This is a genomic window from Trichococcus patagoniensis (assembly GCF_003051085.1).
GTDB lineage: Bacteria > Bacillota > Bacilli > Lactobacillales > Aerococcaceae > Trichococcus > Trichococcus patagoniensis.
In genome coordinates this window covers 1-12655 of record NZ_QAOM01000027.1, presented here as the reverse complement: position 1 = coordinate 12655, position 12655 = coordinate 1, and the positions used below count along the sequence as shown (strand labels likewise).

10 protein-coding genes are annotated in these 12655 nt (G+C 50.6%); 8 read left to right on the top strand and 2 right to left on the bottom strand.

Features of this window, described 5'->3' with window-relative positions; translation table 11 throughout:
* Window positions 1–34: 34 nt before the first annotated feature.
* Entirely contained in the window at window positions 35–2383 is a 2349-nt protein-coding gene (locus C8U37_RS13505) for an ABC transporter permease (protein WP_108033737.1), read from the bottom strand.
* 15 nt (window positions 2384–2398) lie between these two features.
* The gene (locus tag C8U37_RS13500) at window positions 2399–3097 is read right to left on the bottom strand and encodes an ABC transporter ATP-binding protein (RefSeq protein WP_108033736.1); all 699 of its coding nucleotides are present in this window, start codon (window positions 3095–3097) and stop codon (window positions 2399–2401) included.
* Between the two features lie 248 nt (window positions 3098–3345).
* Between C8U37_RS13500 and C8U37_RS13495 the strand changes: the two genes are divergently transcribed.
* The 8 genes from C8U37_RS13495 (at window position 3346) to C8U37_RS13460 (ending at window position 12403) form a co-directional block, all read left to right on the top strand.
* Entirely contained in the window at window positions 3346–5427 is a 2082-nt protein-coding gene (locus C8U37_RS13495) for a permuted SH3 domain-containing protein (protein WP_170100311.1), read from the top strand.
* Window positions 5428–5470: 43 nt separating this feature from the next.
* A complete protein-coding gene (locus C8U37_RS13490; protein ID WP_108033734.1) occupies window positions 5471–6964 on the top strand; it encodes an SH3-like domain-containing protein in 1494 nt (497 codons plus the stop codon).
* A 116-nt stretch (window positions 6965–7080) separates the two neighbouring features.
* Window positions 7081–7581, top strand: a complete 501-nt coding sequence (locus tag C8U37_RS13485; protein ID WP_108033733.1) for a hypothetical protein — start codon at window positions 7081–7083, stop codon at window positions 7579–7581.
* 101 nt (window positions 7582–7682) lie between these two features.
* Window positions 7683–8183 (top strand): GNAT family N-acetyltransferase, encoded by a 501-nt coding sequence (locus tag C8U37_RS13480; RefSeq protein WP_170100310.1) that lies wholly within the window; start codon window positions 7683–7685, stop codon window positions 8181–8183.
* 106 nt (window positions 8184–8289) lie between these two features.
* Window positions 8290–8823 (top strand): GNAT family N-acetyltransferase, encoded by a 534-nt coding sequence (locus C8U37_RS13475; protein WP_170100309.1) that lies wholly within the window; start codon window positions 8290–8292, stop codon window positions 8821–8823.
* A gap of 39 nt (window positions 8824–8862) precedes the next feature.
* On the top strand, window positions 8863–9984 hold the full coding sequence (locus C8U37_RS13470; protein ID WP_108033730.1) for a YibE/F family protein: 1122 nt from the start codon (window positions 8863–8865) through the stop codon (window positions 9982–9984).
* Window positions 9981–10742 carry a YibE/F family protein gene (locus C8U37_RS13465; RefSeq protein ID WP_108033729.1) on the top strand — a complete coding sequence of 254 codons (762 nt, stop codon included), beginning with the start codon at window positions 9981–9983 and terminating at the stop codon, window positions 10740–10742. The genes C8U37_RS13470 and C8U37_RS13465 overlap by 4 nt, the downstream gene beginning before the upstream one ends.
* A 152-nt stretch (window positions 10743–10894) precedes the next feature.
* Entirely contained in the window at window positions 10895–12403 is a 1509-nt protein-coding gene (locus C8U37_RS13460) for a DUF1846 domain-containing protein (protein ID WP_108033728.1), read from the top strand.
* Window positions 12404–12655: the final 252 nt, after the last annotated feature.

The following is a 12655-nucleotide window of genomic DNA, read 5'->3' as shown; positions in this document are numbered from 1 at the left end:
CGGTGGTCAACTAACGAAAAGCTTCGGGCCAAGTTTATTCCTGATAGGATTTGAGGACCTCCTGAAGCGGAATTTTGGCGATTTTTCGCCTGCTTATGTAGGTGCCGGCGAAGAAGATGAGGACCAGTATCGCCAATGTCTGCAGCAGGAAAATCGGTCTGTACTGCAGCGGCAGGATGACACCGTATTCCTCCGTGAAGAATCGCATCATCAGGTTCAGTATACCTAAAGCGATGGGGATGCTGATCAGATAGGAAATCAGGGCATAGACGAAATAGCTGTTCAAGATCATCGCATTGACTTCCCGGCGTTTGTAGCCCATCACTTTGAGCAGCGAAATCACATAGTAATTTTTTTCGACGGTGAAGGAAGTGAGCACGAAGAGGATGCTCGCCGCGATGACTGCAGATGCCCCGATCATGACGTTCGAGATGAACTGCGTATAATTCGCCATCGCCTTCGATTGTTCGATGAGGCCGGACTTGCTGATGATCGTGCTGTAATAGGCATCGGACGGCTTTCTGCTGGCATAGATGCCACTGTACAGCCGCGAAGTGCTGTTATCCGACAATATGTTGCTGAGCTTTTCGATGTTCAGGTACACCTTTTCGGAAATGTATTCATCGGTCACTCCTTTGACAATGAAGGGGAAAGTGTCGTCGTTCACTTCCAGGCGGATGGTATCGCCTTCTTCGAGTCCGAGCTTGATGCTGAGCCGTTTCGTGATCACGGCACCATTCTGGATGTTTACGGTGATGTCATTGCCTTCCTCATCGTACAGGCTGTAAAGTTTGTTGCGTGAAGATAGTCCTTGCAGCGATACAACGTTGCCATCGAGGGAAGCAAAGGGATAGATCAGGAATTTTTCGTCGCCGGGCCGCGTTTCGGGCAGCCTTTGCGTGACATCGAGATAGGCCTCATACTCGTAATCGACCTTATTCAGATAGTCGACCGTCATCCGATCGACCATGCCGCCCATCATGAAGGAAAAGCTCATCAGGATTGTCGAGAACATGATGCCCAGAAAGAAAATGAAGAAACTGCCGGTGCTCTTGATGGCGTGCAAGTATTTGAATTTTGTGCTGCCTTTCGCCTTCGAAAGGACCCGGCTGAGGTACCTGCCGATCCGGTTGATAGACTTGCCCTCATGCGGCTTCAGCAGCTCCAGGGCATTCTCCCCGAGGATCCGGTAGATGATGATCCCGGAAACCAAGGAGAAGAAAAGGAGCGGCACTAGGATCGCCGTCGCGAAGACGGTGAAGCTCTGGGCGATTTTGACTTGGGGCAGGAGATAAAAATCCAGATACAATCGCTTTAACGGCTCGGAAAAGAGCGATCCGATGAAGTAGCCAAGGATCAGCATGAGGGCGGCAAAGACCATCATCGCAACGAAATAGGGCCGGGCTATTTCCGAACGGCGGTAGCCGAGGGCCTTGAGGATGCCGATCTGGCCTCTTTCGGCATGGAGCAGGTTGTAGATCAGAATCGATACGATGATGACGGCGATGGCCGCGATGAAGACGCTGAGTCCCAAAGCCATGACTTTTCCTTGGGTCAGTTCGTCATAGATGGCGCCGCTCCTCATGGTGGTCTGCGTATCCGTAATCTGGCTGACGAAAGGCAGCGCGTCTTTGTCGTAGGTGGTGTCTATGCTTTCACCGGTCAGGTTCATGCCGGCTAAACGGAAACTCTCCTTGTCGTCGAAGTTCTCGTACGCCTTATCCGTCATGAGCAGCAGTGTCTGCAGCCCGGTATCCAAATTGAAGGTTTCATCGAACATGGGGAGGGTGTAATCCGGAAAAAGAACAAAACCCGTCACGCGGTAGCTTTTGGTTTTGAGGATGAGGACATCGCCGATTGTGAGACCGTTCTTGTCGGCATAGACCTTGGTGACGGCGACTTCATCGTCAGCTGAGGGCTTGCGCCCTTCCTCCATATAGGAAAGATTGATTGTTTCGCCAGCCTTAACGAGGAGCGCTTTATGCGACTGGCCTTGATAAGTATAGGATGTGTTTTTGTATTCCCTCAGTTCGAGGCTGACATCGCGGTAGCTCGCTTCAAACTCGGCAATCCGGTTTTCCATGAGCTTGTAGAAGGTGGCCGGTTCGACTTTTTTGATGTCGCTGAGCGAGTAGAAACCTCTGGCCAGCAGCGCCGCCGCGATGGGGTAGGCTGCCTCTTCCAGCGTGACCCGGTTCAGCATCTCAACGGCAAAATCCTCCTGGTTGTAATCCGCCAGGTAAGCTTCCGTCGGCTCTTCGATGCCGCTCAATCCATAGAACATCATGGTGTAGGTGGCAGAGCTCAGGATGATGATGAATCCGATGGCAACCAGCTGCATCCATTTTTTCCGCAAGGTTTTGATGACATTTTTCAGCAGCATGATCCGCACCTCCCCTTATCCCCAAGAGATGTCCTGGGCGTTCTTTTTGACTTTGTTGAGGGTGACTTCCGTGATTTGACCGGAGTTCATCTTGATGACCTTGTCCGCCATTTCGGCGATGCCCAGGTTGTGGGTGATCACGATGACGGTTTTGTTGTAGTCCTCGTTCAGATTCTGCAGCAGCTGCAGAATCTTTTTCGAATTTTCTTCATCCAACGAGCCGGTGGGTTCGTCGCAGAAGATGATGTCGGGATTCTTGGCCAGGCTCCTGACGATCGAAACCCGCTGCTGCTCCCCGCCGGAGAGTTGGCTGGGATATTTGTTGCGGGATTTTTCCAGACCGACCTTTTCGAGCAGGTCGGCTATGTCGAGTGGGGCGGTGCCGATGTCCGATCCGATCTGGATGTTCTCGTAGACGTTCAGGTTCTGCAGCAGGTTGTATTGCTGGAAGATGAAGCCCAGATGTTTCCTTCTGAAGGCGGTCATCTCCTCTTCATCCAGTTTTGTCAGCGCCGCGCCCCTGAAAGTGATCTCGCCTGAAGTGACGGTATCCAAGCCGCTGATGACGTTCAGCAGGGTACTCTTGCCGCTGCCGCTGGGTCCGAGGATGACGACAAATTCGCCTTCTTCGATGGTGAGGTTGACGTCCTTCAGGGCGTAGGTTTCCACATCACCGGTTTTGTAAGTTTTCGTCACGTTGGTCATCGTTATCATCGCAGCCACCTCCTTTTGAAATCGCTTCAATCAGTTCAAGTATATTTGTGTCGGTATTTTTTGTCAAAAATTGAGAATGGAAAACCCTTTGCTGGAATAGGAGATATCCAAAAAGATTAATTATCCAGAATGGTTTTGTACGCGCTGACAATATCTTTACGGATGCATCAGCCGATATGGTAAAATTGAGATACCGAAACGATGGAATCAACTGGAGTATCCGGAAATTGCGCGAGGGGGTCTTCTTTATGGGGAAATTGAAAGCTATCATATTCAAATCAAAAAAAACAATCATTGTCACGGTAGTCCTTCTGCTGACTTTGCTGGTGGGCGGAGGGACTGCCTACTGGTGGTATCAGAATGCCCAGGTCCAGGAAGTGTCGGTGCATACGGCCTGGAAAGGGCAATTGGCTAAGTATGTGCCGATAACCGGCGACATCGAAGCCAGCAGCAGGAGCAGCCTTTATCCCTCGCCCACCGCCAAGATTGTCGAAGTGTTGGCGGTGGAAGGGCAGACGGTCAATAAAGGCGACGTGCTGGCGAGGATCGATGCGACCGAGTACCGCACCCAATTGGATAAGCAGGCCATCAATCTTGCCAATGCAGAGGCGACGCTTGCCTATCTTTCCGGGAGCAGCGCAGAAATGGATAAGGCATCCTCCCAGAATGCGGTGAGCCAAGCGGGGATTGGGCTGGAAACTGCCCAATCAAATTACAGTGCGGCGCAAGGGAATCTGGCTGACATCAATACGCTCAATGCGAATGCCATCAGCCAGGCGAACATAGCCCTGGAGAATGCCCAGTCGAATTATGCCGCCGCCGTATCGAATCTGTCGGCGCGGGGAACGCTCTACGACAATGCGGTGAGCCAGGCTCAAATAGCCTTGGATAGCGCCAAAGCGAATGCTGCCGCTTTTGCGGGTAAACTGCATAACGTCGAAATAGCCAACGCGAATGCGGTCGGCCAAGCCGAACTGACTTTGGAAAATGCCAAGGCGCATTACTGGATCGCAAAAAAGAATTTGGATGATCTGGAAAATGCTTTGCATGAAGCCGAATGTGCGGTGGATACAACGAAAGCTACCTATGAGAGTGCGAAACTGAATCTGGACATCGTCAAAGCCTTGTATGATGCCGATCCGATTCTGTATGCTGTGGACTATCAGTTGGCGCAGCAGGCTGTCGCCGCAGCCGAAACGGCGGCATGGAATGCCGAACTGGCTTTGGATAGCGCTGAAATGAGCTATCAAGCCGGCCATGATGCGGCGAAATTGGCGGTGCTCGATGCTGAAACGGCTGTCCGCAGCGCAGAAATCGCGCTTTCGAATGCCGAAAACGCAACCGATTCCGAATATGCTTCAGCCGAAAAGGCGGTTGCGGACAGCGCAGCAGCTGTGAGCAACGCGGAAATTGCCCTATCGAATGCCGAAAGCGCGGGCGCCATTGAATATGCAGCAGCCGAAAAGGCCGTCAGCGACAGTGAAGCCGCTGTCCGCAATGCGGAAATCATCCTCTCGAATGCCAGAAGTGGCGCAGAGGTAAAGTATGACGCGGCAGTCAAGGCGATCAGCGATGGCGAAAAATCCGTCCGGAGCGCGGGTATCGCGCTTGCGAACCTGCAGTCTTCAGCAACCTTTTCAACCGCAACTGCGGAAGAACGGATCTCCAATCAGGCGGACCAGATCGCTCTCCTGAAGACGGATATCGCCTACTTGAACAAAAAAATCGAGGAGTGCGATCTGAAAGCCAATGTCGACGGCATCGTGACGAAGATGGATGTCGTGGCGAACGAATACCCAGAGGTTGGCGATGCTATCATAATCGATGGGGCGACCGAATATATAGTCAGTCTAGCAGTCAGCCAGTTTGACAGCGTAAATATGCGCGTAGGCCAGAAGGCGACAGTCAAGGTGAAAGGGGTCCCTGAAGAATATGAAGGGGTCGTCTCGGAAATCGGCCAATCGGCGGAGAAATCCGCGACCTCCGCAGATCAGGATGCGAAAGTTGCGGTAAAAGTCACGATCACCGATCCTGACGAAAACATCAAGGTAGGCTATGAAGCCGATGCGGAAATCATCACGGTCGAAAGGCTCGATGCCCTGCGCGTGAACTTTGAGGCCGTCCAAATCGATGCGGACTCGGGAAAAGCGTATGTGTATGTGGTGGACAGCGGGAACCGAGTCGAAAAAAGGTACATCGAAACCGGTCTGGAAACCGAATATGACATCGAAGTAGTGGATGGTCTGGTGGAAGGGGAGCGATATGTCGCTGATCCGAACAAGGATCTTGTTGCCGGTGTGAAGGTCAAGGACAGCGGCGACGCCGATTGATTGAACTGCGGGAAAGAAAGATAGAGGAGAGAAGTGAGCGGTTATGGAAAAAGGAGTAGGGCGGTGGCTTGTATCCGGTTTCATGGTGATTCTTTGTTCGGGCTGCAGCACCCCGCCATCTTTGGTGGAGAGTCAGGTTGAAAGTTCTTTGATAAATGAAAGCGAGCAGACATCCATCCCTTCCTCAGCCGATATTTCCCAAGGCGAAAAGGCAGATTCGGCAACACCGATTTTCATTACGGTAAACGAGACTTCGACTATTTTTCGGGAAGGCTATCCCATCGATACGCTTCCGTGGGACATGGAGGGCCAGGAGACAATCGGACAATCGGATGATTACATCGGGCGCATCGTAACAATTGCCAGGAAGACGAGTGACGGAGAGTACGCTTATGTGTGGATAGCGGGATTGGGATTCGGTTGGATCGAAAGCGAAGCGCTCAAAGAAGCGGATTTCCAGCCAACAGCTGATTCGGAGTATATCACACTTGGCGATTCGCCGATCACCAGCCTGCCGGGAAACAGCGAGGAAGCTGTCATGATCGGCAACACCTCGGACCGAATCGGAGAACGGGTGTTGCTTGCCTATGCGTCGGCCGACGAGGAATATTTCTATGCCACAACAGTCACCAATGAAGGCATCGGCTGGCTGGAAAAAGAGGTGTTGGGCTTGGTTGGTGAGGAACAAGTAGGCGTGATCACAGCTGAAGGCTTTACCGTCGATACGCTCATCTTGGGAACGCTGGAAAGTGAGACGGTGGCCTTAACAAGCGAACAGATTGGCGTGTATGTTACGCTCAAAGGCTCAACACCAGACGGCAGCTATACCTTGCTCTTCAAGGACGGAAATGTATGGGGCTGGGTCGATACGCGCGCCATCGCAATCCGTGACGACATCCTGATTGCGGAAGCTACCGACTACATCACTGCCGGCCAATACTCGATTTCGAGTCAGCCGCCGGGAACGCCGGCATCGGTCCAGTTGGGCACTACGAAGGACGTCCTTGGCGCGAATGCAACTATCCTCTATGAAACAATCGATAGTTCGAGCGGTTATGCCGCTTATTTTAGGTGGATCGACAGGCAAGCTTTCGGATTCGAAAACGGTGACTATATCGGCGTCATTGCGGCCGGAAGCTACTCGGTCGATACCCTTCCCTGGGGTACGCCGGACTATGAAACAATCGGTTACACCGATAGCTATGCAGGCAAGGAATTGTTGGTCAAGGGAACCACCCAGAACGGACTGTATTCCTTGCTTTGGATGCAAGGAAGCCCATTGGGATGGGTGGACAGCAGAGCTGTCAAGCCGTTCGACGTTGTTCCAGTGTCTTACTCCGCCGTCATTTCTGATGGCGGCTATTCCATCGACAGTTTGCCCTGGGTCGAATTCGGAGCAAAGGAACTTGGCTCCACAGCGGAATATTTGGAGGAAACCGTTTCGATCAGCAAGGAAACTGTCGATGGAGCCTACCTTTATGCCGAATGGAATGGGGAAGGATTGGGCTGGATCGATCATAGTGCCTTCTGGAAGTGAATCCCTATCCACAAGTATGCAGATAGCGTATAATGGAAGGACGGAATCAGGCGAAGCGCAATCGGCCTGAGGAATGGATCAACACTACCAATAATGATCAGAAAGAGGATTTTACCATGTCGAAGTTAGGTTTGCAGCTCAGCCCGGCAGATAGCGAAAGCAAATGTTGGGTGGCGGAAATTACCGGTGCGGACGAAGTATACATTTTAAAAAGGGACTTCATCCCAGCTGAACCGGAAGGCGGATGGGTCCTCTACGATGGCTGGTACCAATTGAACGGGGCGGTGCCCGGCGTTACGGAATTCAAAAAAGAATATATCCGCATCAAGGACGGAAAAGTCAGAAGAAACCTTCCATTCCGGGAACTCGTCGAAAGTCTGGATGAAATAAAAGCAGGTGAAGGTCCCCGTGTCGAAAGGATGCGCAAGGAAATCATCGCCATTTTGGATGAAATAAAAGAAGCGGCCTACTGTGAACCCGTAGTAGAAGGCATCGAAAAGCAAAAGGAAGACTTGGATATGGCGGATGAGCCGGATCAGATCAAAAATGCGCTCTATATGCTGAAAAAACAAAAGCAATCCTATATCCAGCAATACCGAAAGATGTTTAACCTATAAGAATCGGAATTATTCGGAATGAAAACAATAAAAATGCATGAAAACAATCATGTTTCCGGTATAATCTTATTTAAATGAAAAGAATGAAAGGCGGTGGAAGCATGATCAGAAAAGCAACGCCAGCGGATCTGCCCGCAATCATGGAAATCATCAATGAGGCGAAAGTCACGCTAAAGGCGTCCGGCATCGATCAATGGCAAAAAGGGTATCCGAATGAAGCAGTCATTCTTCAGGATATCAATGGAGGATACAGCTATGTATACCTGCGGGATGGCGTTCCGGGGGCGACTTTTGCGTTTTTTTACGGTGAGGACCCTACCTATAAAGTCATCACCGAGGGCCAATGGCTGACGGATAATCCTTACAGTGTCATCCATCGCATCACGATCAAAGACGCATTCCGTGGCCAGGGCGTTCTTGGGGAAATCGTCGAATGGACTGCAGATGAATCGCGTAAAAAAGGCTATTCCAGCATGCGTATCGATACGCACCCTGACAACAAAAGCATGCAACGTGCCCTGCAGAAATCCGGGTATACCTACTGCGGGCATATCCTGACAAGCATCAGCGATATGCGTTGGGCATATGAAAAAGTTCTCTAAAATAATTGTGGATATGCGAAAAGGATTGCGCCCGGACCTAGCGGTGCAATCCTTTTCGCATGGAATCAAGCATCTGATCGATAAAACCGAAGGAGAGAAGCAAAGGATGAACCTGCAACTAAAAAATTTACCGTTGAACGAGGAACTTATCCAGACAGTACTCCGATGGGAAAATGATCCGGCAATTTCATCGTTCATCACCCCGCACTATGATGAAGAAAGCGAATTGCTTTTGGTGACGGAAGACGATGTGCGCGAGAGCCTGTCCAATCCGGACAAACGCAATTATTTCATTTGCGTGGATGATAAGCCGGTCGGGATCGCGTCGATCATCCGCGACTTTCCTGCCCTGTTGAAGAATGACGGAAATACAGCCTGGCTGGGCATCTATATCGGCGATCCGGATTGGCGCAGCAAGGGTATCGGCAAAACGGTCATGGCCCTGTATGAAGAAGAATGCCGGAGACTCGGCTATCAGCGGATAGAATTGGGAGTCTTTTCCCACAATGCCGGTGCAATCAGATTGTATGAAAAATCCGGGTTCACACAAATAGGCGTTATTCCCCATTTTACCTATTCCCAAGGAGAATGGCGCGACGATATCCGGATGGAGAAAATCATCCTTACCAATTTAGGATAAAAGCCATGTGGAAATCTATTGAAGGGAGGAAAAAAACGGATGAAAAAAGGGTTGTTGGTCAGGAAAAAAGCGATATTCTTGACCTTGTTTGCGGCGTTTTTGGGGATGCTGACGATGTTCAGCTACAATAACTACACGTGGTACAAAGAGCCAATAGCCAAAATCATTGCAACGGAAACTGTTGGAACCGCTGAAACGATCGGCGCCAATCGGGAAAGCTACCCCGTATACAACCAAAAACTGACGGCTGTACTGATGAACGGGGAGTCAAAAGGGACGGAGGTCGTGATAGCAAACAACTATTCCGATTCACTTGCCTATAGTCAGATGTACCGTTCAGGCGATGAAGTTTTCCTTTCCCTTAGCGAGAGCGATACGGGTGCTGTGACAGGCAAAATTTCCGGAGTAAAGCGGGATAAATATGTTGCCCTTTTTGGATCCCTGTTTCTTTTCGTGCTTGTGGCGGTAGCGGGTAAAAAAGGCCTGCTTTCTCTCGTCAGTATTGCAGGGAATATTTTGCTGTTCAGTGTCGCCCTGGACAGTTATGAAATGGCGGATAATGCGCAACTATTACGGATCAGCAGTGCTGCAGTGATTGGGTGGACCGTCCTAACGCTCCTCTTGGTCAGCGGCAGAAACAGAAAGACTTACGCGGCCATCATTTCCACTTTGATCGGAACATTCATGACCTTGATCCTCGCCTACGGGGTCATTGCCTTGACGAACGGGCAGGGCTTGCGCTATGAGGAAATGCAGTTTGTGACGCATTATCCGCGGCGCATCTTCCTGTCGAGCATTCTGATCGGCTCGCTGGGTGCGGTGATGGATGTCGCCATCACGATGACTGCGTCCATCCAGGAACTGTACGAAAAAGACCAGGCGATATCCTCTAGAGCCTTATTCCAGTCCGGACGCGAAATCGGCAAGGACATCATGGGGACGATGGCGAATGTGCTGCTTTTTGCCTATGTCAGCGGAGCGATTCCGACGCTCGTTTTTTATTTGGAGAACGGCTCCGATGTGTTCCACACCTTTTCGATGCAACTATCTTTGGAAATCACCCGGGCCTTGGCAGGTAGTCTCGGTATCGTTTTGACGGTGCCGTTGGCAATGTTCACAGCCGTCCGTCTGATTCCGAAGAAAGCAGGTGATCGTCCATGAGCGTGCAGCTGGTATTGGCGCTGTTGCTTTTGCTGCTGATGGGGGCGGTGGGCGGCAGACGAGGGATCTCTTCGTTCCTGTCTTTGTTTTTCAATTTTGCGGTCCTCTATGTATTGGTGTTGCTGTTGATCAATGGCTTTCCTGCTCTTTTCGTGACCCTGCTGGCGTGTGCGGTGGTCGGCTACATCAATTTATTCTACATAAACGGCGTGAACGTCAAGACCAAGGCGGCTTTTATCGCCACGATCGTCACAATGTTTTTCTTGCTGTTGTTGATCATTGTCGTGCATCGGTTTGCGATGATACAGGGCTTCGGTCCCGAGGAAGTGGAAGAGTATACCACGCTTTCCTTTTTTGTGAATGTCGATTTTGTCCAAATCGGTATTTGCACGATGATAACAGGAACGATAGCGGCCATCACGGATACGGCCATCTCCATTTCATCCTCGTTGCATGAAGTCCATCATCGCAATCCACAGTTGGGCGAAAAGGAATTGTTCCGGTCAGGGATGACGATCGGCAAGGACATCATCGGAACGACAACGAATACGCTGTATTTTTCATTCATCGGCGGTTACCTCGCGCTTTTCCTCTGGTTCAGGGATCTATCCTATTCTTTTGGGGAGGCGCTGAACGCAAAGGTGCTCGTCTCGGAAGTCCTCTCGATGTTCGTCATCGGCATCGGCGTGGCCGGGATCATCCCGCTCACCGCTTGGATTACGGCGCGCATGCTGTTGAACAAATCGTCGCGGGTTTAAAATACGTATTGCCAATCAAAAAAAATACTCTATAATTGTTAGAGTTGAAATCAAAGCGTTACGGATGAGTCAGCTGAAGCATTTTTGCAGCCGGAAAGATGCGCGTAACGGCAAGTATACAGATACACCATTCAGATATTGGAGGAGAACAGATGAAAAAAATCGGCTTTGATCCGCAGAAATACATTGAAGAACAATCGAAATATATCCTGGAACGGGTCAACAATTATGATAAATTGTATCTTGAGTTCGGAGGGAAATTGATCGGCGACAAGCATGCGAAACGCGTATTGCCTGGGTTCGACGAAGATGCCAAAATCAAATTGCTGCAGAAATTGAAGGACCAGGCGGAGATCCTGATCTGTGTGTACGCAGGCGATATCGAACGCAACAAAATCCGCGGCGACTATGGCATCACTTACGACATGGATGTTTTCCGCCTGATCGATGAGCTGAGGGAATACGGATTGGCCGTCAACAGTGTCGTCATCACGCGCTACAACGGACAGCCAGCCACCAAAGTGTTCATCAACAAACTCGAAAAACGCAACATCAAAGTCTATACCCATGGCGCCATCGAAGGCTATCCTTCCAATATCGAGACGATCGTCAGCGAAGAAGGCTTCGGCCAGAACACTTACATTCCGACGACCAAACCGATTGTCGTCGTTACTGCTCCGGGTCCCGGCAGCGGCAAGTTGGCGACCTGCTTGAACCAGTTGTACCACGAGCGTCGTCAAGGCCGCGCAGCCGGCTATTCCAAGTTCGAGACTTTCCCGGTATGGAATGTTCCGTTGAAGCACCCTTTGAACATCGCTTATGAAGCCGCGACAGTCGATCTCAAGGACGTCAACATGATGGACAACTATCATTTCGAGACCTACAACGAAGTGGCCGTCAACTACAACCGCGATCTGGAGACTTTCCCGGTCATCAAACGCATCATCGAGCGCATCACCGGCAAGGAATCCGTCTACCAATCACCGACTGACATGGGCGTGAATCGGGTCGGCTTCGGCATCACCGACGATGCAGCGATCCGGGAAGCGTCGAAGCAGGAAATCATCCGCCGCAGCTTCGACACGGAATGCGACTACAAGAAAGGCCTGAGTGATGAGGAGACGCGCAACCATATGCGCCTGATCATGGAAGAGGTCGAATTGAAGCAAGAAGACCGGGCTCCCGTGAAACCTGCCCGCGAATATGCGAAGCGTTTGATGAAACGCGCGGCCGACAACGAGATTCCGGCTGTCATCGCTTTCGAATTGAACGACGGACGGATCATCACCGGCAGAACTTCCGATCTGATGGATGCCTGTTCGTCCGCCATCTTGAACGCAATCAAGGCCTTGGCGAACATTTCCGATGACATCCTGTTGCTGTCCCCGGTCATTCTGGAGCCGATCAAAAAGCTGAAGAGCGAAGGCTTGCATAAACGCATCCCGACCTTAACGGCCAATGACATCCTGATTGCCTTGTCCATTTCAGCGGTCACCAATCCGACTGCCCAGCTGGCTTACGATAAACTTTCCGAGCTGAAGGATGTGCAGGCACACTCGACGGTCATCCTGAACAAAGACGATGATCAGATCCTTCGGAATCTTGGCATCGATATCACGTGCGATCCGGTGTATCCGTCGGAAAACCTTTACTATGTTTAAAAAGAGCTTAAAGGATGCACTGTGGTCGCAAGCGCCCAAGTGTATCATGGTTCTAAGCGATTGAAATCGCAAGATCCATGACAATTTACGGATAGAAATCCGGATGCTTGCGTTCGAATGTTTACCCGGGAGATGGATAACTTGATGTTATCCATCTTTTTGTTTGAAAATAAATAGCTGAAAAATGCGCAAAAAGTCACTCCCATGCTATAATTTAAGTGGAAAAATTTTTTTTAGTTTGCTCTAGCCTGT

What these genes read in the sequence shown, in the direction of transcription:
- C8U37_RS13465 (WP_108033729.1), top strand. Translation starts at nt 9,981, where the DNA reads ATGAGCGTGCAGCTGGTATTGGCGCTGTTGCTTTTGCTGCTGATGGGG.
- C8U37_RS13490 (WP_108033734.1), top strand. Translation starts at nt 5,471, where the DNA reads ATGGAAAAAGGAGTAGGGCGGTGGCTTGTATCCGGTTTCATGGTGATT.
- C8U37_RS13475 (WP_170100309.1), top strand. Translation starts at nt 8,290, where the DNA reads ATGAACCTGCAACTAAAAAATTTACCGTTGAACGAGGAACTTATCCAG.
- C8U37_RS13495 (WP_170100311.1), top strand. Translation starts at nt 3,346, where the DNA reads ATGGGGAAATTGAAAGCTATCATATTCAAATCAAAAAAAACAATCATT.
- C8U37_RS13460 (WP_108033728.1), top strand. Translation starts at nt 10,895, where the DNA reads ATGAAAAAAATCGGCTTTGATCCGCAGAAATACATTGAAGAACAATCG.
- C8U37_RS13500 (WP_108033736.1), bottom strand. Translation starts at nt 3,097, where the DNA reads ATGATAACGATGACCAACGTGACGAAAACTTACAAAACCGGTGATGTG.
- C8U37_RS13480 (WP_170100310.1), top strand. Translation starts at nt 7,683, where the DNA reads ATGATCAGAAAAGCAACGCCAGCGGATCTGCCCGCAATCATGGAAATC.
- C8U37_RS13505 (WP_108033737.1), bottom strand. Translation starts at nt 2,383, where the DNA reads ATGCTGCTGAAAAATGTCATCAAAACCTTGCGGAAAAAATGGATGCAG.
- C8U37_RS13485 (WP_108033733.1), top strand. Translation starts at nt 7,081, where the DNA reads ATGTCGAAGTTAGGTTTGCAGCTCAGCCCGGCAGATAGCGAAAGCAAA.
- C8U37_RS13470 (WP_108033730.1), top strand. Translation starts at nt 8,863, where the DNA reads ATGAAAAAAGGGTTGTTGGTCAGGAAAAAAGCGATATTCTTGACCTTG.